Source organism: Yoonia litorea, from assembly GCF_900114675.1.
Lineage (GTDB): Bacteria > Pseudomonadota > Alphaproteobacteria > Rhodobacterales > Rhodobacteraceae > Yoonia > Yoonia litorea.
Genome location: NZ_FOZM01000003.1, coordinates 404431 through 424353 on the forward strand (window position 1 = coordinate 404431; position 19923 = coordinate 424353).

General features: G+C 58.2%; 20 protein-coding genes. 15 read left to right on the forward strand and 5 right to left on the reverse strand.

Features of this window, described 5'->3' with window-relative positions; genetic code table 11:
• Positions 1 to 62: 62 nt before the first annotated feature.
• The 11 genes from coxB (at position 63) to BM316_RS15215 (ending at position 10124) form a co-directional block, all read left to right on the forward strand.
• Positions 63 to 887 carry a cytochrome c oxidase subunit II gene (coxB, locus tag BM316_RS15165; RefSeq protein WP_090210266.1) on the forward strand — a complete coding sequence of 275 codons (825 nt, stop codon included), beginning with the start codon at positions 63 to 65 and terminating at the stop codon, positions 885 to 887.
• Between the two features lie 90 nt (positions 888 to 977).
• Entirely contained in the window at positions 978 to 1910 is a 933-nt protein-coding gene (gene cyoE / locus BM316_RS15170; protein ID WP_090210268.1) for a heme o synthase, read from the forward strand.
• Positions 1910 to 2113, forward strand: coding sequence for a cytochrome c oxidase system small membrane protein (locus BM316_RS15175; RefSeq protein ID WP_090210271.1), 204 nt, complete (start codon positions 1910 to 1912; stop codon positions 2111 to 2113). Before cyoE ends, BM316_RS15175 begins: the two co-directional genes overlap by 1 nt.
• On the forward strand, positions 2110 to 2724 hold the full coding sequence (locus BM316_RS15180) for a cytochrome c oxidase assembly protein (RefSeq protein WP_090210273.1): 615 nt from the start codon (positions 2110 to 2112) through the stop codon (positions 2722 to 2724). The genes BM316_RS15175 and BM316_RS15180 overlap by 4 nt, the downstream gene beginning before the upstream one ends.
• 25 nt (positions 2725 to 2749) lie before the next feature.
• Entirely contained in the window at positions 2750 to 3550 is an 801-nt protein-coding gene (locus BM316_RS15185; RefSeq protein WP_090210275.1) for a cytochrome c oxidase subunit 3, read from the forward strand.
• A 153-nt stretch (positions 3551 to 3703) separates the two neighbouring features.
• Positions 3704 to 4381 carry an SURF1 family protein gene (locus BM316_RS15190; protein WP_090210277.1) on the forward strand — a complete coding sequence of 226 codons (678 nt, stop codon included), beginning with the start codon at positions 3704 to 3706 and terminating at the stop codon, positions 4379 to 4381.
• A 6-nt stretch (positions 4382 to 4387) separates the two neighbouring features.
• The gene (gene thrC / locus BM316_RS15195; RefSeq protein ID WP_090210279.1) at positions 4388 to 5773 is read left to right on the forward strand and encodes a threonine synthase; all 1386 of its coding nucleotides are present in this window, start codon (positions 4388 to 4390) and stop codon (positions 5771 to 5773) included.
• Positions 5770 to 7038, forward strand: a complete 1269-nt coding sequence (locus BM316_RS15200; protein WP_090210281.1) for a M16 family metallopeptidase — start codon at positions 5770 to 5772, stop codon at positions 7036 to 7038. Before thrC ends, BM316_RS15200 begins: the two co-directional genes overlap by 4 nt.
• Positions 7038 to 7622 carry a GNAT family N-acetyltransferase gene (locus BM316_RS15205; protein WP_090210283.1) on the forward strand — a complete coding sequence of 195 codons (585 nt, stop codon included), beginning with the start codon at positions 7038 to 7040 and terminating at the stop codon, positions 7620 to 7622. Before BM316_RS15200 ends, BM316_RS15205 begins: the two co-directional genes overlap by 1 nt.
• Positions 7623 to 7645: 23 nt before the next feature.
• A complete protein-coding gene (locus BM316_RS15210) occupies positions 7646 to 8635 on the forward strand; it encodes an NADPH:quinone reductase (protein WP_090210286.1) in 990 nt (329 codons plus the stop codon).
• A 73-nt stretch (positions 8636 to 8708) separates the two neighbouring features.
• The gene (locus BM316_RS15215; protein WP_090210288.1) at positions 8709 to 10124 is read left to right on the forward strand and encodes an FAD-binding oxidoreductase; all 1416 of its coding nucleotides are present in this window, start codon (positions 8709 to 8711) and stop codon (positions 10122 to 10124) included.
• A 74-nt stretch (positions 10125 to 10198) separates the two neighbouring features.
• Here BM316_RS15215 and BM316_RS15220 read toward each other — a convergent pair whose 3' ends face one another.
• Both BM316_RS15220 and BM316_RS15225 read right to left on the reverse strand, forming a co-directional pair.
• Complete coding sequence (locus tag BM316_RS15220; protein WP_090210290.1) at positions 10199 to 10729, reverse strand: adenine phosphoribosyltransferase; 531 nt, start codon at positions 10727 to 10729, stop codon at positions 10199 to 10201.
• A gap of 10 nt (positions 10730 to 10739) precedes the next feature.
• Positions 10740 to 11606 (reverse strand): S-methyl-5'-thioadenosine phosphorylase, encoded by an 867-nt coding sequence (locus BM316_RS15225; RefSeq protein WP_278246881.1) that lies wholly within the window; start codon positions 11604 to 11606, stop codon positions 10740 to 10742.
• 183 nt (positions 11607 to 11789) lie between these two features.
• Between BM316_RS15225 and BM316_RS15230 the strand changes: the two genes are divergently transcribed.
• Both BM316_RS15230 and BM316_RS15235 read left to right on the forward strand, forming a co-directional pair.
• Positions 11790 to 13412, forward strand: a complete 1623-nt coding sequence (locus BM316_RS15230; protein WP_090210293.1) for a SulP family inorganic anion transporter — start codon at positions 11790 to 11792, stop codon at positions 13410 to 13412.
• Positions 13413 to 13488: 76 nt separating this feature from the next.
• Positions 13489 to 14415, forward strand: coding sequence for a calcium/sodium antiporter (locus BM316_RS15235; RefSeq protein WP_090210295.1), 927 nt, complete (start codon positions 13489 to 13491; stop codon positions 14413 to 14415).
• Here the strand turns inward: BM316_RS15235 and BM316_RS15240 are convergent.
• The gene (locus tag BM316_RS15240; RefSeq protein WP_090210296.1) at positions 14395 to 15000 is read right to left on the reverse strand and encodes a flavin reductase family protein; all 606 of its coding nucleotides are present in this window, start codon (positions 14998 to 15000) and stop codon (positions 14395 to 14397) included. The two genes, BM316_RS15235 and BM316_RS15240, sit on opposite strands and share 21 nt — an antisense overlap.
• A 67-nt stretch (positions 15001 to 15067) precedes the next feature.
• Here BM316_RS15240 and BM316_RS15245 point away from each other — a divergent pair, with 67 nt between their 5' ends.
• Both BM316_RS15245 and BM316_RS15250 read left to right on the forward strand, forming a co-directional pair.
• Positions 15068 to 15568, forward strand: a complete 501-nt coding sequence (locus BM316_RS15245; protein WP_090210298.1) for a GNAT family N-acetyltransferase — start codon at positions 15068 to 15070, stop codon at positions 15566 to 15568.
• A 31-nt stretch (positions 15569 to 15599) separates the two neighbouring features.
• Positions 15600 to 16400: an EcsC family protein gene (locus tag BM316_RS15250; RefSeq protein WP_090210441.1), complete on the forward strand. Its 801-nt coding sequence runs from the start codon at positions 15600 to 15602 to the stop codon at positions 16398 to 16400.
• On the opposite strand, the gene ptsP is transcribed toward BM316_RS15250, so the two are convergent.
• Together ptsP and BM316_RS15260 are read right to left on the reverse strand one after the other, a co-directional pair.
• Positions 16391 to 18634, reverse strand: coding sequence for a phosphoenolpyruvate--protein phosphotransferase (ptsP, locus tag BM316_RS15255; RefSeq protein WP_090210300.1), 2244 nt, complete (start codon positions 18632 to 18634; stop codon positions 16391 to 16393). The two genes, BM316_RS15250 and ptsP, sit on opposite strands and share 10 nt — an antisense overlap.
• A gap of 35 nt (positions 18635 to 18669) precedes the next feature.
• Positions 18670 to 19908 (reverse strand): aspartate kinase, encoded by a 1239-nt coding sequence (locus BM316_RS15260; protein ID WP_090210302.1) that lies wholly within the window; start codon positions 19906 to 19908, stop codon positions 18670 to 18672.
• Positions 19909 to 19923: the final 15 nt, after the last annotated feature.

Consider the following 19923-nt stretch of genomic DNA (forward strand, 5'->3'; position numbering starts at 1 on the left):
ACCCAACTGCGGGATTGCCAGGGAAAAGCACCGGAATCGGTGCACGGAGATAAGGGTAAGATATGCGTTTGAACACTTTCGTGGCTTCAATCTGGACGACTGCCGGTCTGTTGATGGCAGGCTCATCAGTTGCAGCTCAAGAGGTCAGCCAGGACCTTGAAATCGTCGGTGCGCCTGTTCAGGGCGGCACAGGCTTTCAGCCCGCAGCAACCGAACTGGCACGCGATGTGCATTGGCTCGACAACATGCTGCTGGTGATTATCACGGCAATCACGCTCTTCGTGACGGCCCTGCTGGCGTGGGTCATCATCCGCTACAACCAAAAGCGCAATCCAAATCCCGCAAGCTTCACACACAACAGCCCGCTTGAGATTGCGTGGACTGTCGTGCCAGTCGTGATCCTTGTCTTTATCGGTGCGTTTTCACTGCCGGTCCTGTTCAAGCAGCAGGAAATTCCCGAAGCAGACATCACGATCAAGGTCACAGGCTACCAGTGGTTCTGGGGCTATGAGTATGTTGACCATGGCTTCGGCTTTGAAAGCTACATGCTGCAGCGCGACGAGTTGGAAGAGTACGGTTACAGCCAGGACGAATACCTGCTCGCTACCGACACTGCCGTTGTCGTGCCGATTGGTGCCACCGTGGTCATGCAGGTCACAGCTGCTGACGTGATCCATTCGTGGACTGTTCCTGCCTTCGGCGTGAAGCAAGATGGTGTGCCAGGTCGTCTGGCAGAGCTTTGGTTTGCAGCCGAGCGTGAGGGTATCTTCTTCGGCCAGTGTTCAGAGCTTTGCGGCAAGGATCATGCCTATATGCCAATCACTGTGAAAGTCGTGAGCCAGGAAACTTACGACGCATGGTTGGCTGACAACGGTGTGACATCCTGACCGGAACTTTTGGAAGGCAGACCGCGTCTGCCTTCTATACCCGCCGGTCAGTTCATCCGGCGCATATCGCAATAGACTGTAAGGCAAGCCATGAGTGACATGAGCGCGACAGACAGAGGCTATGAGGCCAACATGGGCGATTACTTCGCCCTGTTGAAACCACGCGTGATGTCACTCGTGGTCTTTACTGCGCTTGTCGGTCTGCTTGTCGCACCTGTGCCGGTCCATCCTTTTATCGGGTTTGTTGCAATCCTTTGCATCGCGGTCGGGGCAGGGGCCTCGGGTGCGCTGAACATGTGGTGGGATGCAGACATTGATGCGCGGATGAAGCGGACCGCTGGGCGTCCGATCCCTTCAGGTCGCGTGCAACCGGGTGAGGCACTTGGGATCGGTCTTGCGCTTTCGGGTTTCTCGATTGTCTTGCTGGCCTTGGCGACGAATTTTCTTGCCGCTTTCCTGCTGGCGTTCACGATTTTCTTCTACGCTGTCATCTATTCGATGTGGCTCAAGCGCGCGACGCCACAGAACATCGTGATCGGCGGCGCGGCCGGTGCGTTCCCTCCGATGATCGGCTGGGCGGTCGCAACCGGCAGTGTCAGCATCGAGAGCGTTCTGATGTTTGCCCTGATCTTCATGTGGACTCCGCCGCATTTCTGGGCGCTCGCGCTTTTTGTCAAATCCGACTACGGCAATGCCGATATTCCAATGTTGACCGAGACACACGGTCGCGACAGCACACGCAAGCATATCCTGGCTTATACGGTGCTGTTGGTACCGGTCGCGATCGGTCTTGGCTTCACGTCGATCGGTGGTCCCTTCTACCTTGCCGTTGCCGTTTTCATGAATGCCTGGTTCCTCAAAGGTGCCTATGACATCTGGAAGCGCGACGATGCTGCCTGCGAAGCAGACAAGCACCGCACGGAGATCAAGGTTTTCAAAGTATCCCTTTACTACCTGTTTGCGCATTTTGGTGCGCTGCTGGTTGAGGCGGCATTGCGCCTCTATGGGCTGGGAGGCTGGTAATGGCTTTGCAAGTCGAACATGAAATGCATGAGCGCCGCAAAGGGCGCAATTATGGTGTGGGCATTATTCTGATCAGCTTTATCGCGATCATTTTTGGCCTCACCGTTGTTAAGGTTATCCAACTGGGCGACGCAGCGCAGTTCGAACGCTTCGATCACGTCGCGCGCCCGCAACTCGTCCCTGAGGAGGGTGCAGGCGAATGAAACTTTTCGGCAATCTACAAGGACCACAGAGGACAGTTGCGCAAACCGTCTCGGTTGTTGTGCTGATGGGTGGTTTGGCCTGGGCGTCAGTCCCGTTCTACGATTGGTTCTGCCGGGTGACGGGCTTCGGTGGGGCAACCAACGTTGCCGAAGCGGAAAGCGACGTGATCCTTGATGAGACAATCAAGGTGCGCTTTGACGCATCGCTTGAGCGCGACATGCCTTGGACCTTCAAACCGGAGGTGCGAGAAGTTGAAATCCGCATCGGTGAAACCGGTCTTGCCTTTTATGAGGCGCACAATCCGCTCGACGTGCCAATCGCCGGTCAGGCGTCCTACAATGTGACCCCGTACGAGGCGGGTGCGTTCTTCGACAAGATCGAATGCTTCTGCTTTACAGAGCAGGTCCTGATGCCCGGTGAGACCGTGATGATGCCGGTCAGCTTCTTTGTGCATCCTGACATCGTTGATGATCGCGAAGGGCAATATGTCCATACGATCACGCTCAGCTACACATTCTATCAGATCGATGTCCCCGAAGAGGAGATGCAAGCCTCGCTTGACCTCGATCCTTTGACAAGCATGCCGTCAATCGGCATAGAAACAAACTAAAGACAAGCCTGAGGGAACGCACTAAATGGCGCACGCTAAGAACCACGATTACCATATTCTGCCACCGTCCATCTGGCCTTTCATTGCCGGTGTCGGGGCATTTGTCATGCTCTTCGGAGGCACGCTGTGGATGCACGGATCAGGTCCGTACGTTTTCCTCATGGGTCTTGCGGCTGTCCTTTACGTGATGTTCGCCTGGTGGGCTGACGTTGTGCGCGAAAGCAACGCTGGCGATCATACGCCGGTTGTGCGGATCGGCCTGCGCTACGGCTTCATCATGTTCATCATGTCAGAGGTTATGTTCTTTGCAGCGTGGTTCTGGTCGTTCTTCAAGCACGCGATGTACCCGATGGAAGAATACGTCGGCACAACTTATGTCGCGCCGGAATTCTATCAGGTCGATGCGTTCCACCTGCCACTGATCAACACATTGGTTCTGCTTTGCTCAGGCATGGCAGTGACATGGGCACACCACGCGCTGGTTCATGAAAACAACCGCAAAGATGTTGAGCATGGCCTTCTTCTCGCTGTCATTCTGGGCGTGATCTTTACCTTCCTGCAGGGTTACGAATACAACTACCTGCTGCATCAGGACTGGACATTCGGCGGTGACGAGTTCTTCTCGAACTTCTTCATGGCGACCGGTTTCCACGGTTTCCACGTGATCATTGGTACGATCTTCCTGTTTGTCTGCTACCTGCGTGTTCGCGCGGGTCACTTCACCCCTGAAAAGCACATCGGCTTCGAGGCCGCAGCTTGGTACTGGCACTTTGTTGACGTCGTCTGGCTGTTCCTCTTCTTCGCTGTGTACATCTGGGGAATTTAAGCGCGGATGCTCTTGGTCGTGGTTGTCCTGACTGCCGTCTATGTGTTCGGCATCTAGGGCGGCCCCACCACAACAGGTATGGTGGTCAGTGACCACCCGCTCCTTACGAGACGCGCGAGACCTCTCGCGCGTTTTCCTTTGAGAAGGCCCTCCATGTTGCGGAAAATTCTGTTTCCTCTGGTTCTCGGTTTGGCGGGATGTGGCATACTGATCAGCCTCGGGATGTGGCAGGTCGAGAGGCTTGCCTGGAAAGAGGCGATCCTCGCGGATATTGACGCGCGTCTGACGGCGCAGCCGGTTGCGCTGACGCGCTTTGCCAATGAAGCGCAGGATGAATACGCGCGCGTCTTTACGTCAGGACGCCCTACGGGCGAAGAACTGCATGTTCTGGTTTCTGGAACGGAAGCCGGGACAGGGTATCGGGTCATCGCGAAGTTTGAGACCGACATCGGTGCCATCATGGTCGATCAGGGGCTATTGGCCCTGGACAACAAGGATGCCGCGCCTTTGCTGGTTGATATGCGCGTCTCCGGCACGCTGCTCTGGCCCGATGACCAGAACGACAGCACGCCGCCACCCGATTTGGACGAAAACATCTGGTTTGCCCGCAATGTAGAGACGATGTCGGCGGCGCTCGGCACGCTTCCCTTGATGGTCGTTGCCTCACAAACGTCGCCAACTGACCCGCGATTGACGCCGCTTCCGGTGACGACGTCAGGGATCAAGAACGATCATATGGAATATGCGATCACATGGTTCTTGCTGGCGGTCGTTTGGGCCATTATGAGCCTCTACCTGATACGCCGCACTTTGCGGCCCAAGAAAGACTGAGGTGACATGCGTTACATCTCGACACGTGGCTCAGCGCCGACACTGACCTTTGAAGAGGCAATGCTGACCGGACTGGCCCGCGACGGCGGTCTTTACGTCCCCGACACGGTGCCGACACTGACGGCCAGTCAGATCGCTGACATGGCAGGCAAATCCTATGAAGACGTGGCCTTCACGGTCATGCGGCCCTTTATCGGGGACACCTTCACGGATGAAGAATTCAAACGGCTGATTGCCCAAGCTTACAGTGGCTTCGGCCACGCAGCCCGCGCGCCTCTCGTCCAGCTTGATAGTAACCACTACCTGCTGGAGCTGTTCCACGGCCCGACACTGGCGTTCAAGGATTTTGCGATGCAGTTGATCGGCCAGATGTTTCAGGCCGCCCTCAGCCGCTCTGGTGAACGGATCACGATCGTGGGTGCCACGTCCGGCGACACAGGCTCAGCCGCGATCGAGGCTTTCCGCGGGCTTGAGGCGGTTGATGTCTTTATCATGTATCCGCATGGCCGGGTCTCAGAGGTGCAACGCCGCCAGATGACCACACCGTCGGAGTCCAACGTCCACGCGCTTGCTGTGGATGGTGATTTCGATGACTGTCAGGCCGCTGTGAAAGACATGTTCAACGATTTCGCTTTCCGCGAAGAAGTGAAACTTGCCGGTGTGAACTCGATCAACTGGGGCCGCGTTCTGGCGCAGGTGGTCTATTACTTTACTGCGGCTGTCAGCCTTGGTGCGCCACACCGCGAAATCAGCTTTACCGTGCCGACCGGCAACTTCGGCGATATCTTTGCTGGCTATATTGCCAAGCAGATGGGACTGCCGATTGCCGACCTCGTTGTCGCGACAAACCGCAACGACATCCTGCACCGCACGCTGCAGACCGGTGCCTACACCAAAGAGGGTGTTGAGCCGACCATCAGCCCGTCGATGGATATTCAGGTCAGTTCAAACTTCGAGCGCGCGCTTTTTGACGCTTATGGGCGTGATGGTGCGGCCGTTGGAGGGCAGATGGACGACCTCAAGCAAGGTGGCTTTCAGATCAGCCAGGGCGCGTACCAATATCTGCAGGACCAGTTCAAATCCGGCCGCGCCTCGGAAGAGGAGACCTCTGCCGCGATCACCCGCTATTTCAGACAGCATGGCGAGCTTCTCTGTCCGCATACGGCAGTTGGCGTCCATGTCGCCGAAGCGCATCTTGGTCACACACCTATGGTGACGCTTGCGACCGCGCATCCCGCGAAATTCCCTGATGCCGTGAAAGCTGCCTCAGGTGTCGCAGCGCCGCTGCCGCCACGCATGGCAGACCTTTACGACAGGTCCGAACGGCTGACGCGCGTTGCCAACGACCTGTCCGCTATTCAATCACTCATCAAGGAACGGATCGCACATTGACCATCCAGCAGCATCAGCTTCCCAACGGCTTCCAGATCGTCACCGAACATATGCCCGGCCTGAAATCGGCCAGCATTGGGATCTGGGTGCAGGCCGGCGGGCGGCATGAAAGGCTGGAACAGAACGGCATTGCCCACTTCCTTGAGCATATGGCCTTCAAGGGGACCAAGACCCGCAGCGCCTTGCAGATTGCAGAAGCGATCGAGGACGTAGGCGGCTACATCAACGCCTACACCAGCCGCGAAATGACCGCCTTTTACGTGCGTATGCTGGAAGATGACGTGAGCCTGGGCCTCGATGTTGTTGCAGATATCCTGCGCAATCCCGTCTTTGACCCGCATGAGATTGAGGTCGAGCGCGGTGTGATCCTGCAAGAGATCGGACAGACGCTCGATACCCCTGACGATATCATCTTTGACTGGCTGCAAGAGGTGGCCTATCCGGATCAACCGCTTGGGCGCACGATCCTTGGTGAAGCGGCAAAGGTCAGCGGTTTCAGCAGAGGCGACCTGCAAGACTTCGTGGCCGAGCATTATGCTCCGAACCAGATGATCCTGGCTGCGGCTGGTGCCGTTGATCACGACAAGATCGTCGCACAGGCCGAAGCCCTTTTTGGCGACATGAAGCGCGTTGAACGCAGTGCAGCGGCAATTCAGCCGGCAGCCTTCGGTGGCGGTGAGCGACGCGAGAACAAGTCGCTTGAACAAGTGCACTTCACGCTTGGGCTTGAAGGCCCCAATTACCGCGATCCCGCGATTTATACCGCGCAGATCTATTCCAGCGTTTTGGGCGGCGGCATGTCGTCACGCCTTTTCCAGGAAGTCAGAGAGAACCGCGGCCTATGCTATACAATTTTTGCGCAGACAGGGGCTTATGACGACACGGGTCTGACGACCATCTACGCAGGCACCAGTGCCGAACAGATCGGTGAACTTGCGACAATTACCATCGACGAGATGAAGCGTGCCGCCGATGACATGACCGCTGCAGAGGTCGCGCGCGCGCGCGCCCAGATGAAAGCGGGCCTGCTGATGGGGCTTGAAAGCCCGTCCAACCGCGCTGAACGCCTCGCCCGCCTGTGGTCGATCTGGGGGCGCATTCCGACACTCGAAGAAACGATCGCCAATATCGACGATGTGACGACAGGCGACGTCAAAGACTTCGCAGGCAAGATGGCCTCGGGGGCGGGTGCAGCCATGGCGCTTTATGGTCCCGCTGACGCGGCCCCGTCGCTTGATGAATTGAAAGCAAGACTGGCCGCCTAATGCTCGGATCACGCAAAAAGGTGCGGATAGAGACAGAGCGTCTGACGCTACGCCCGCCTGTGCACAGTGATTTCCGCGCTTGGGCAGCACTCCGGCTGGAAAGCCGCGACTTTCTGGTTCCGTGGGAACCGACATGGGCCGCAGACCATCTGACGCGGAAAGCCTTTACCAACCGCGTCTACTGGGCACAGCGGTCCATCACGAACGGAACTGCTTTGCCGCTCTTTCTGGAACGTCGCGCTGATGGCGTTCTGCTTGGCGCGATCACCTTGGACCATATCAAGCGTGGGCCGTCGCAGTCCGGGATCACCGGATATTGGATCGGGCAGAGGCACGCGCGACAGGGCTTCATGCGCGAAGCGATTGAGGCCCTTGTGCACTACGCGTTCTCTACAATGGACCTCAGCCGGATCGAGGCCGGATGCCTGCCCGAAAACACGGCCTCACGGAATTTGCTCGAAAAATGTGGCTACAAATACGAAGGCGTCGCCCAGAGCTATCTGCAAATCAATGGCCGATGGCGTAACCATGTCCTCTATGCCAATTTGCGCCACGACCGTCGCGGGAAAACCGACGTCGGCTGAAGCCACGATTGAGGGAGTGAAGGATGCGCGCTGTCACCTATGATCAGTTCGGGCCCGCAAAGGACGTCTTGCAGCTTGAAAATATCCCGACACCGGACCCGAAGGCAGGCGAAGTGCTGGTTGCGCTCAAGACATCGGCTGTAAACCCGTCGGATGTCAGAGCCCGCGCCGGAGGTCGGCCCGGTGTCACCAAACCTCCGTTTCCCAAGATCATACCCCATAGCGATGGCGCTGGGATTATTGAAGCCGTTGGCGAAGGTGTCGACCCATCCCGGATTGGCGAAAGGGTCTGGATCTGGAACGGACAGTGGCAGCGCCCCTTTGGAACTGCGGCGGAATATATCGCGCTGCCGTCGGATCAGGCGGTGCGTCTGGGCGATAACCTCTCGTTTGACGAAGGGGCAATACTGGGCATTCCCGGGCTGACGGCCTGTTATACCGTTCTTGGCAACGGACCCATAGAGGGCCAGCGTATCCTTGTCAGCGGTGGTGCGGGAAGTGTCGGCAATCTCGCCATCCAGATCGCCGCTGCGAGCGGGGCAGAGGTTTATGCAACAGCGCGCGGTAAGGCTGGCATCGCAGCCGCAAAAGACGCAGGCGCACATGAGGTTTTTGACTACACAAGTCCAACACTTGCCGATGATCTTCTTGCTGCGCCAGGTGGTCGGCCCTTTGATCGGATCGTCGAAGTCGAGTTCGGCAAGAATATCGAAACCGACACACGCGTCATTGCCGAAGGTGGCCGTATCGTGACCTACGGGTCAGCCAAAGACATGACGCCGACGCTGCCCTTCTATCCGCTGATGTTCAAAGCTGTCACGATCGAGACCGCGTTGATCTATCTGTTGGGGCAGCAGCAGCGCGCAGACATGATTTCCGCGCTCTCGACGCTTATCGAAAGCGGGGCGCTGAACCTGCGGGTGTCGGACACGCTTGACCTTGCCGACTGCGCCCGCGCGCATGCGTTGGTCGAACAAGGGGCGAGGGACGGGGCCGTGATCCTGCGGACGTAGCCGCCGCGCTGAAGTTTCGTTTGGACCTTCTGCTGTTTCGCTCCATCTAGTGGGCCAAGATAAAGGACCTGCAATGCTGAACCCAGTAACGCCAGAATTCGTCGAAAAACTGCACGAGATCCTGCCAGATGCTGCCTTCAAGGAAGACACGGCAGCCTATCTGGCCGAACCGCGCGGCAGGTGGAATGGCAAAGGGCTGGTCGTGGCACCCGGTTCAACTGATGAAGTGGCCGCCGTCGTGCGATTGTGCGCAGAGGCGCGGGTCGGCATCGTGCCTTACAGCGGCGGCACCGGTCTGGTTGGTGGTCAGCTTTTGCAGGATGGGCCAGAGCCGGTTGTCTTGTCGCTTGAGCGGATGAACAAGATCAGGGATGTCTTTCCGACAGAGAACGTCCTCGTTTGTGATGCCGGTGCGATCCTTGCCACAGTACAGGACGCCGCCGAAGAGGTGGGGCGGTTGTTTCCCTTGTCGCTGGCGTCAGAAGGATCGGCGCGGATTGGCGGGCTTTTGTCCACCAATGCAGGTGGCGTGAACGTCCTGCGATACGGCAATGCGCGTGCGCAGTGTTTGGGTCTCGAAGTGGTGCGGCCCGATGGCACGATCTGGCACGGGCTGACACGTTTGCGCAAAGACAACATGGGCTATGATCTGCGCAACCTGATGATCGGCGCGGAAGGCACGCTGGGCATTATCACGGGCGCGGCATTGAAGTTGATGCCGCGGCCTGTCGGGGTGGGGGCGGCGTTGATGGCTGTGCCGTCGCCAAAGGCAGCGCTGGATCTGCTTGCGCTTGCAGGAGAGAAGATCGGCGAAGGCATTTCCGCTTTCGAGATCATGCACAGGCAAGGCTACGATTTTCTCGCCGAAGTCGGACCGGAACAGCCGATGCCGTTTGAAGAAATCCCGGATTGGACAGTTTTGATTGATGTGGGGCTGCCCGTCGGCCTCAGTCCTGAGGCGGCGCTGGAAGGGCTCTTTGAAGCGGCTTTTGCGCAGGACTTGGTGACAGACGGGGTGATCGCACAAAGCCACGGACAACGTCAGGATTTCTGGAATATTCGCGAAACTATTCCAGAGGCCAACAGGCGGATCGGGTCCGTCAGTTCGCATGACATTTCCCTGCCTCTCAGCATGGTGCCACGTTTCATTGACGAAGCCGGTGATGCGCTTGCCGCTTTGGGTGATATGCGGATCAATTGCTTCGGCCATCTTGGTGACGGCAACTTGCACTACAATGTCTTTCCGGCGCTTGGAAAATCACGCGATGACTACGAAGAACAGCGACCAGAGGTGAAGCGCATTGTCCATGACCTTGTTCATGCGATGGAAGGGTCGGTCAGTGCCGAACACGGCGTTGGTCGTCTGAAAGTGAAAGACCTCGAAACCTATGGCGATCCTGCCAAGTTGCAGATGCTGCGCGCCATCAAGGATGCACTTGATCCGCTGGGCATCATGAACCCCGGCGCGGTCTTGCGTCAGAAACACTAGAACTCTCTCGCGCGTTCCTCAGTCAGGGCGAGTGATCCCCCATCATCTGGCGCGCACAGCGGCGGCGCGTTCGGCTAGTCACCCTCAAACGCGCAAAGGGCGTGAACGTTCATGCCAAGCCCTTCAAGCTTTTTGCGACCACCGATGTCAGGCAGGTCGATGATGAAGGCGCATCCGATCACCTCGGCCCCCATGCGCTCGATCAATTTGATGCCGGCCTCAGCCGTTCCGCCGGTTGCAAGCAGATCATCGACAAGCAGGACTTTCTCGCCCGCTTGCAAAGCGTCGTCGTGGACCTCCATCGTGGCGGTGCCGTATTCGAGGGTATAGTCCTGTTCGATCGTCTGGCCGGGCAACTTACCTTTCTTCCTGATGGGCACGAATCCGAGCGACAACTGATGCGCGATTGCGCCCCCAAGAATGAAACCACGGGCTTCCAGACCAACGACCTTGTCGATTGGCTGACCAGCGTAGGGGTGCAACAGTTGGTCAATCGCCATGCGAAAGCCGCGTGGATCGGCAAAGAGCGTTGTCACATCTCGGAACATGATCCCCTCATGCGGAAAATCGGGGATCGTGCGGATGTAGTCCTGAACTGTTTTCATGTGGTCTTTCCTAAAGGACGCGGCCTGCGATGGCGTCGAGTTTGGCAAGAAGTGTCGGGTCTTGCTTGTCGGGTGCTGTCATGATCGCATTCTCAAGTGCTCGGTCGCATCCGTGCGGACAGGGTGCGCGATCCGGTCCGAGCAATGCGGGCAGCCTGCTGATCATATCCTGTGCCTTGTTGCCGTTGCCTTGCAAGGTAGCAATCACCTCGGTCACGTCCACCGCACCATGATCTGGATGCCAACTGTCGTAGTCGGTCACCATGGCGACAGAGGCGTAGCAAATCTCGGCTTCCCGCGCGAGTTTCGCCTCTGGCATGTTGGTCATGCCGATCACATCACACCCCCATGCGCGGTACATTTTGCTTTCCGCCTGCGACGAGAACTGCGGCCCCTCCATCGCGAGGTATGTTCCGCCGCGATGCACGGTGATGCCGGCATCTTGTCCTGCCGAGAAACAGGCATCCGACAGACGCGGACAGGTCGGATGCGCAACGCTCACATGGGCAACGCAGCCGGTGCCGAAGAATGATTTTTCCCGTGCAAATGTCCGGTCGATGAACTGATCGACGATCACAAAATCGCCCGGAGCCATCTCGGCGCGGAATGATCCACAGGCACTGACGCTGATGATGTCGGTCACGCCGAGGCGCTTCAGCGCATCTATGTTTGCACGGTATGGGACAGATGTGGGCGAATAGACGTGTCCGCGGCCATGTCGCGGCAGAAAAACCATCTCAACCCCGTCCATACGTCCGGTGAGCAATTCGTCGGAAGGTTTTCCCCAAGGGCTTTCGACCGTCACCCACTCCTGATCCTGCAGGCCAGCCATCTGGTAAATGCCTGACCCACCGATGATTCCGATCTTTGTGCGCAAGGGCCACCTCATAAGACTGCGTTGCGCGCACTGTGGAATCCTCGATCACAAATGTGAAGCCCGAAGCACCGCGTGCCTATGACGCAACACTGCCTTGCGCCCATTGATCCGGGGGTGACATCCCTGCCGTCCTTCGATAGTGGGGCGCAACATCGAACTTTCCCCAAGATCACAGGTATCTTTATGGCGCGCGCACTTTTGGCGAGCTTCGCTGACAATCTTTCCCTTCGCGATCCCGACGCACCGCTGACAGGCGGGCAGTTTCGCACTGAAATCCTCTCCGGTCTGACTGTTGCCTTGGCGCTGGTGCCAGAGGCCGTTGCCTTCGCATTCGTTGCAGGTGTCGAACCGCTCGTCGGCCTTTACGCGGCATTCATTGTCGGCTTGATCACCGCCCTGTTCGGAGGACGTCCCGGAATGATCTCTGGCGCGACAGGGGCGCTTGCTGTGGTCATGGTCAGCCTCGTGGCTTTGCATGGCGTCGAGTATCTTTTTGCGACGGTTGTCCTGATGGGTTTGATCCAGATTGTCGTCGGGATCATGCGCTGGGGAAAGTTCATCCGGCTCGTGCCACACCCTGTAATGCTGGGTTTCGTGAACGGCCTCGCAATCGTGATTTTTCTGGCGCAGCTTGGTCAGTTTCAGGTGCCCGGGTCTGCTGAACATGCAGGTCATGGCATGGCGAATGGCGAATGGCTCTCCGGTGCGCCGCTTATCCTGATGCTGGCGCTGGTGGCGCTGACCATGGCGATCATCTGGCTGATGCCGAAGCTGACCACCATTGTTCCGGCCCCCTTGGCGGGCATCGCCATTGTTGCGGCCATTGTCATCGGTTTCGGCCTCGACGTTCCGCTCGTCGGCGATCTTGCAAGCATCGAAGGCGGTCTGCCAGCGTTCCACGTGCCAATGGTTCCTCTCACATGGGAGACCTTCGAGATCATCCTGCCTTACGCGCTGATCCTTGCCGCAATTGGTTTGATCGAAAGCCTGCTGACACTCAACCTTGTCGGTGAAATGACAGGCAAGCGCGGCGGGGCCAGTCAGGAATGTCTCGCACAAGGTGCGGCAAACACAGTGACAGGTTTTTTCGGGGGCATGGGCGGCTGTGCGATGATCGGCCAGTCGATGATCAACGTCAAATCGGGTGGTCGTACGCGGATCGCAGGCACGGCAGCCGCGCTGTTTCTTCTGTCGTTCATCCTATTCGCAAGCCCATTGATTGAGCAAATCCCGCTCGCTGCTCTGGTCGGTGTGATGTTCATGGTCGTCATCGGCACCTTTGCGTGGAATTCACTGCGCATCTTGCGCAAGGTTCCCCGGACAGATGCCTTCGTGACAATTCTGGTCACAATCGTGACCGTCGCCACTGATCTGGCCACTGCGGTTGTTGTCGGTGTGATCGTCTCAGCACTTGCCTATGCATGGAGCAACGCAAAGCGAATCCATGCAATCACACGCGACAGCCGGACCGCAGAAGGCGCCAAGGTATACGAAATCCAAGGCCCGCTGTTCTTTGGGTCATCTGACGGCTTCATGGAAATTTTCGAGGTCGAGGCTGATCCTGAACTCGTGATCATCGACTTTGCCAACAGCCGTGTCGCTGACCAATCGGCCTTGCAGGCGATTGAGGCGATCGCGCAGAAGTATGAAGAAGCAGGCAAGCAAATTCAGCTTCGGCACCTGAGCCGTGACTGCCACAAACTGCTTTCAAAGGCAGGTCATCTAATGATCGATAGCGACGATGACCCCGACTACGCTTTGGCGGTTGATTACAGCGTTCGGACGGGCATTATCGGCGGTCATTGATTTCCTGTGCCACGGGGCTTGCAAGAGCCCCGTCAGAACACCATTTGCGGCGAAGCCCGTGAAAGGATGAACCCCGATGCTGTTTGATCTGCTGCTTGTCGCCTTTGGCCTCATTGGTCTGCTCATCGGAGGCGAGGGTCTCGTGCGGGGTGCCGTTGCGGTGGCGCGCCGGGCAGGTTTGTCTCCGCTGGTGATCGGCCTGACCCTTGTCGGTTTCGGCACCTCAGCGCCAGAGTTGATGACATCTCTGGTCGCGGCGCTCGACGGGCTTCCGGGAATTGCCCTCGGCAATGTCGTCGGCAGCAACATCGCAAACACATTCCTGATCCTCGGTGCGGCGGCTGTCATCGCACCGCTGGCCGCAGGTGCAATGCTGGGTCGTGACGGCTATCTGATGGTGGCCGCGACCGGTTTGACCATTGCCTTCATCCTCAGCGGCACGGTCGGATTCTGGGCCGGTTTTGCCAGTTTCATCATACTGGTCGGCTACCTGACCTTTACATTGTTCGCCGGCGGCGAAGCTGACCTTGATGTGTCAGAACCACCTGCACCGCTCTGGATGGGGATTGCCTACTTTGTCGGAGGTCTTGTCGGTGTCGTCCTTGGCGCAAACTGGCTGGTTGCAGGGGCGAGCGATATCGCAAGGATACTGGGCGTCTCGGAGGCCGTGATCGGTTTGACCATCGTTGCCATCGGCACCTCGTTGCCCGAACTTGTCACCTCAGTGATGGCTGCGCGCAAAGGTCATGGCGAAATCGCCGTCGGAAACGTGATCGGTTCCAACATCTTCAACGTGCTTGGCATCCTCGGGATCACCGCAATGGTCACGCCTTTGGCTGTACCTGCCGAAATGACGGGTCTGACGCTTTGGGTGTTTGCGGCCGCAGCTTTGGCGCCACTCATCCTGATGCTTGCCCTCGGCGTCCTCAACAGGTTGGCCGGTGCACTGCTTCTGTCTGTTTATTTCGGCTATACGGCAATCCTAGTCATCGGGGCGCTTTAGGCTGAAAACCTCGCGCACGACCGAATAGTCGCGATAGCCCAACCGCGTGAGCGGATTGAACCGCGTGACGTCAAAGAGGCCATCAACCAGACAGTCATCGCGCAGATGGACACCCATCACTTCGCCAAAGACTGCGAAATTCGCAGCACCGGGCAATTGAACGATTTGGGTCAAACGGCATTCCAGCGTGGCTGGTGCATCTGCGACCCTCGGACAGTTGATCGTTTCACAATCCGCTTTCGCGATATTGGCCAGCGCGAACTCGTCCTCATCGCGCCCCCAAGACCCTGAGGTCCGGTTCATCACGTCACGTGCGGCATATTCCACGATATTGACGGCGAAAACGCCCGTGTCGCGGATATTGGCGACGGAGTCCTTTGTGTCGCCGCGATCCTCTTTGGCGCTGGTTGATGCGAACATCACCTGAGGCGGCACGTAAGCCACTGCGTTGAAGAACGAATAAGGTGCGAGGTTGTCTTTGCCATCGGCGTCGCGTGTCGAAATCCACCCAATCGGGCGTGGCGTGACAACCGCGTTGAATGGATTGTGGGGCAGGCCGTGGCCGTTTTTGGGTTCGTAGAACATGCGATGCCTTTTCGTTTGCGCAGCCCTTAGGTAGCGTGCAGCAGAGCGCGGGCCAGATGAAAGAAAGATGCAGCAGACAGCTATCACACTGGCAACGGAAACCAAGGACGACTGGTGGGAGGTCGAGGCGCTCTATGACCTGTGCTTCGCACCAGGGCGGACGGCGCTGTCATCCTATCGCCTGCGGGAAGGGGTGGCGCCGATCACTGATCTTTGTCTGACAGCACGGGACCAGAATGGCATCCTTGCCGGTGCTGTCAGGAACTGGCCGGTCAGGATCGGTGACAAGCGTGCGATCCTGCTTGGTCCGATTGCGGTGCATCCCACACGGCAGGGCGAAGGCGTGGCGGGCATTCTGATGCAGGCCTGTCTGGAACGGGCGCGAAAGACCGGCTGGGACAGGATCATGCTTGTCGGTGACGCGCCATACTATGGCCGGTTCGGATTTGAGCGGCTCGACAGTGTCACGATGCCGCCGCCGACCAACCCCGACCGCGTATTGGGGATCGCACTGACGCATGGCGGTTGGGCCGGGGTCACTGGCGCTGTCTCGGCTGACCGAGATTGACGAATGGGCCGGCCGCTCCCATCTAATGAAGATGGCCGACGACATCACGATACCGCCTCACACCGAAGATCAGTCAGTCACTGATCTTTCAGAGACAGCCAAAGCTGAAATCGCCGCATTGGTGCGCAGGCAACGCGCCGCCAGTGGCGTGTTGATGCGCGCAATCAATTTTGTCGGCGGACAGGTTGAGGATACGCTGCGCCTGTTGCCTTCCAGCGCCCGCAAGGAAATTGACGCGATGGCGCGCGCCGCGTTGCAACAAAGTTATGATGTTGCCGCAAAAACGCGCGGCGGTTTGGGGCAAAACATTGCATCAGATCGCGCGCACAAGCTGCTTGGAACGGTTTCGGGCGCGTTTGGCGGCATTGGCGGTCTGCCGACGGCAATTGCTGAAATTCCTGTCGCAACGACGCTGATTTTCCGCGCGGTTCATCACGTTGCAATCTCTTACGGAGAACCTGCCGATGCAGAGGAAACCCGCGCGAACTGTCTTGCTGTATTCGGGGCAGGCGGGCCGGGGCAGGACGACGACGGCGTGGACACGGCCTTTGTCAGCGCGCGGCTCGGCATTACGGGTGCTGCGGTCCATGGGCTCATCGGCAAAGTCGCCCCGCGTTTCGCGGCGGTTCTGTCTCAAAAGCTTGCAAGCCAAGCCGTTCCCATTCTGGGTGCCGCAGCAGGGGCGGGGACAAACTACGCTTTTGTCGACTATTACGTCGAGATGGCGCATGTGCACTTCGGGCTAAGGCGGCTGGCGCGCACCTACGGTCAGGAGGCCGTCACCGAGCATTTTCACAAGGTTCTGGCAGAGGGACAGCCGCCTCAGACCTGATGAACCAGCCAATCTGCCACTGCGCGGCGCACTGAAAGCTCACCATTGATGATGGCGTTGTCCATCACGTCGCGCACTTCATCAAGGTCAACGCGCCGCAACAGGTGTTTCACCGGTCCGATGGATGCTGGACGCATGGAAAGCGTTTGTATCCCTAATGCTGCAAGGCAAAGCGCCTCGATGGGCCGGCCTGCATCTTCGCCGCAGAACGACAAAGGTGTTTGTGCAATGCGGCAGCGCTCCACCACATGTTTGAGAAACGCCAGAAAGCTGACATCCAGAGTGTCATAGCGGCGGCGAACCCGTTCGTTTTCACGATCTGCTGCGAAAAAGAACTGCTTGAGATCATTGCCGCCGATCGAAACAAACTCGACCTCTTTGAAGAACGCATCAGGCGCATAGGCAAGCGATGGTGTTTCCAGCATCGCCCCGACTTTGAGATCGGACGGAATAGGGTGCCCCAGCTTGCGCTCGCGCGCCAAAGCCTTGTCCATCTCGGCGCGCGCTGCGCGAAATTCACTGAGCTGCGTGATGAACGGGAACATCACCGTCAGCGGCCCGCCATCGGCGGCCCTTAGAAGTGCCTGAAGCTGCATACGAAGCACACCGGGTTTATCCAGCCCGACACGGATCGCGCGCCAGCCCATCGCAGGGTTCGGTTCGTCGTTGGGCTTCATATAGGGCAGCACCTTGTCTGATCCGATATCGAGCGTCCTGAAGGCAACCCGCTTGCCATCAGCGGCTTTGATGACCCGCGAATAAAGCGCTGAGAGTTCTGCCCGTCGCGGCATCTGGTTCCTGATCAGGAACTGCAACTCGGTCCGGAACAGACCGACGCCCTCGGCTCCTGACCCTGCAAGAGACGGCAGATCGGCAATCAGACCGGCGTTCATCTGCAAAGAGACTTCGGTTCCGCATTTCGCGATGGCTGGCAGATCGCGGATCGAGGCATAGCGTTCCTGTGCACGCGTCTGCATCGCGATCTTGTCACGGAAAGCTGCATGGACAGTGTCATCCGGCCGTAGATGGGCAATGCCCTGATCGCCGTCGACCAGAATAGTGTCTCCGTTCAACGCCTCTGTCGTCACGCCTTTGGCATTGATAATCAGCGGAATAGCCCAGGCGCGCGCGACGATGGCGGCATGGCTGCCCACGGAGCCTTCTTCCAGCACGATTCCTTTGATCTGCTTGCCGTATTCCAGCAATTCGCCAGGGCCGATATTTCGCGCCACCAGGATCGGGTTCTCAGGCATGTCTGCGGTGGCATCTGCGCCCTGTCCCGTCAAAAGGCGCAACAGTTTGTTGGAAAGATCATCCAGATCATGCAGGCGCTCGCGCAGGTAGGGGTCGGCTGCTTTCGACAGGCGCGCTCTTGCCAGTGATTGCTCTTTCTCGACAGCGGCTTCTGCTGAAAGACCGTTTTTGACGTCCTCTTCCATGCGCTTGAGCCAACTGCTGGAATTGGCAAACATGCGGTATGCTTCAAGCACCTGTTTTTGCTCGGCATCGACAGTCATCGTGCCGGTCAGCATATCGTCGACACCCGCGCGCAAGTTATCAATCGCCTCAATCAGCCGCGCGCGCTCAGTCTCAGGATCATCGGAGATCGGGTTGGTGACAACGACGCGTGGTTCGTGCAGGTGCACATGACCTTCGCTGGCCCCTTCCTGACCGACTGACCCGCGCAGCATGACGGGTTGCTGGTGGCGGGCCGACAAGGCGGCGCCTTCGCCGACAAACGCGCCAAGCTCGGTCATTTCCGCAATGACCATCGCCACAATTTCGAGGGCATAGACTTCGTCGGGCGTATATTCGCGCTGGGCCTTTGACTGGACAACCAGCACACCCAAGGACTCGCCCAAGCGCTGGATCGGGACACCGCAGAAGGAACTATACCGTTCCTCGCCGGTCTCCGGCATATAGCGGAAGCCTTTGGTCGATGGCGCATCGGCGGTGTTGATGACCGTGCGGTCTTTCGCGGTCCGCCCTACCAGACCCTCGCCCAAGCGCATCCTTGTCTGGTGCACAGCTTCGGCCTGCAGACCTTTTGTTGCGCAAAGTTCAAGCGTCTCAGGGTCGCGGAACAAATAGATCGAGCACACCTCGGTGCCCATCGAGTCGGCGATCAGTTCGACGACGGCATCGAGACGGGCCTGCCCTTCATTGTCGGTCGCCAGCGCCTCGCGCAGACGCCCGAGCAACTTCCGGCTTTCGCTTTCCAGACGTTCAGGCATTGGCCCCCCGGTTCAGCGGACCCCTAAAGTTGTGCTCAGGCCGCTTTTTCCAATTCGAAGGCATCATGCAGGGCCTGCACGGCAAGTTCCATGTATTTTCGATCAATCAGCACAGAAATCTTGATTTCCGATGTTGTAATGACCTTGATGTTGATGCCCTCAGCAGACAGCACATGGAACATCTTTGCAGCCACACCGGTATGGCTGCGCATCCCGATCCCGACGACACTGACCTTTGCGACACCTTCGTCGGCCACCAGATCGTGGTAATTGATATCGCCCTTGGTCTTTGCTTCCTGCATGGCCTTTTCAGCACGCATGACCTGATCCACAGGACAGGAGAAGGTCATGTCGGTCCGGCCTTCCTCAGAGATGTTCTGCACGATCATATCGACGTTCACGCCAGCCTCTGACAGCGGCCCGAAGATCGCCGCAGCGATTCCTGGGCGGTCAGCGACCGAGATAAGTGTCATTTTTGCTTCGTCGCGGGAATAGGCGACACCGGCCACAACATTGGATTCCATGATTTCCTCCTCATCGCAGACCAGCGTTCCGGCGCTGTCGGATGGTTCTTCAAATGATGATAGCACCCGCAAGCGCACCTTGTAACGCATGGCCAGTTCGACCGAGCGGGTTTGCAGGACCTTGGCGCCAAGCGAGGCCAGTTCGAGCATTTCCTCAAAGGCGATCTTGTCGAGCTTGCGGGCCTTGCTGGTGATGCGCGGGTCGGTTGTGTAGACACCGTCCACGTCAGTGTAGATATCGCAACGCTCTGCCCCGAAGGCTGCGGCAAAAGCAACGGCCGTTGTATCCGAACCACCGCGGCCCAATGTGGTGATGCGGCCCTCCGGGCTAATCCCCTGGAAGCCTGCAACCACGGCCACCTTCATACCTTCGGCGAATTTGGCCTTGATATTGTCATTGGGGATTTCTTCGATCCGTGCGCTGGAATGGGCAGAGGTCGTCTTCACCGGCACCTGCCAGCCTTGCCAGCTGCGGGCAGGGATATCCATCTCCTGCAGCCGCAGTGCCATCAGGCCAGCGGTCACGTTCTCGCCCGATGATACAATGGCGTCATATTCACGCGCGTCATAAAGCGGCGACGTCTCTTTGACCCACCCTTCCAACTCGTTGGTTTTGCCCGACATGGCAGAGACGATGACGATCACATCATAGCCGTTGGCCACTTCCAAAGCGACGCGTTTGGCCGCGCGGGCAATCCGGTCGAGGTTTGCCACTGACGTGCCGCCAAATTTCATCACAAGCGTAGGCATGGGTCGTCCCTTGGG

What these genes read in the sequence shown, in the direction of transcription:
- coxB (WP_090210266.1), top strand. Translation starts at nt 63, where the DNA reads ATGCGTTTGAACACTTTCGTGGCTTCAATCTGGACGACTGCCGGTCTG.
- BM316_RS15260 (WP_090210302.1), bottom strand. Translation starts at nt 19,908, where the DNA reads ATGCCTACGCTTGTGATGAAATTTGGCGGCACGTCAGTGGCAAACCTC.
- BM316_RS15185 (WP_090210275.1), top strand. Translation starts at nt 2,750, where the DNA reads ATGGCGCACGCTAAGAACCACGATTACCATATTCTGCCACCGTCCATC.
- BM316_RS15215 (WP_090210288.1), top strand. Translation starts at nt 8,709, where the DNA reads ATGCTGAACCCAGTAACGCCAGAATTCGTCGAAAAACTGCACGAGATC.
- BM316_RS15220 (WP_090210290.1), bottom strand. Translation starts at nt 10,729, where the DNA reads ATGAAAACAGTTCAGGACTACATCCGCACGATCCCCGATTTTCCGCAT.
- ptsP (WP_090210300.1), bottom strand. Translation starts at nt 18,634, where the DNA reads ATGCCTGAACGTCTGGAAAGCGAAAGCCGGAAGTTGCTCGGGCGTCTG.
- BM316_RS15235 (WP_090210295.1), top strand. Translation starts at nt 13,489, where the DNA reads ATGCTGTTTGATCTGCTGCTTGTCGCCTTTGGCCTCATTGGTCTGCTC.
- cyoE (WP_090210268.1), top strand. Translation starts at nt 978, where the DNA reads ATGAGTGACATGAGCGCGACAGACAGAGGCTATGAGGCCAACATGGGC.
- BM316_RS15180 (WP_090210273.1), top strand. Translation starts at nt 2,110, where the DNA reads ATGAAACTTTTCGGCAATCTACAAGGACCACAGAGGACAGTTGCGCAA.
- BM316_RS15210 (WP_090210286.1), top strand. Translation starts at nt 7,646, where the DNA reads ATGCGCGCTGTCACCTATGATCAGTTCGGGCCCGCAAAGGACGTCTTG.
- BM316_RS15240 (WP_090210296.1), bottom strand. Translation starts at nt 15,000, where the DNA reads ATGTTCTACGAACCCAAAAACGGCCACGGCCTGCCCCACAATCCATTC.
- BM316_RS15245 (WP_090210298.1), top strand. Translation starts at nt 15,068, where the DNA reads ATGCAGCAGACAGCTATCACACTGGCAACGGAAACCAAGGACGACTGG.
- BM316_RS15205 (WP_090210283.1), top strand. Translation starts at nt 7,038, where the DNA reads ATGCTCGGATCACGCAAAAAGGTGCGGATAGAGACAGAGCGTCTGACG.
- BM316_RS15250 (WP_090210441.1), top strand. Translation starts at nt 15,600, where the DNA reads ATGGCCGACGACATCACGATACCGCCTCACACCGAAGATCAGTCAGTC.
- BM316_RS15190 (WP_090210277.1), top strand. Translation starts at nt 3,704, where the DNA reads ATGTTGCGGAAAATTCTGTTTCCTCTGGTTCTCGGTTTGGCGGGATGT.
- BM316_RS15175 (WP_090210271.1), top strand. Translation starts at nt 1,910, where the DNA reads ATGGCTTTGCAAGTCGAACATGAAATGCATGAGCGCCGCAAAGGGCGC.
- BM316_RS15230 (WP_090210293.1), top strand. Translation starts at nt 11,790, where the DNA reads ATGGCGCGCGCACTTTTGGCGAGCTTCGCTGACAATCTTTCCCTTCGC.
- thrC (WP_090210279.1), top strand. Translation starts at nt 4,388, where the DNA reads ATGCGTTACATCTCGACACGTGGCTCAGCGCCGACACTGACCTTTGAA.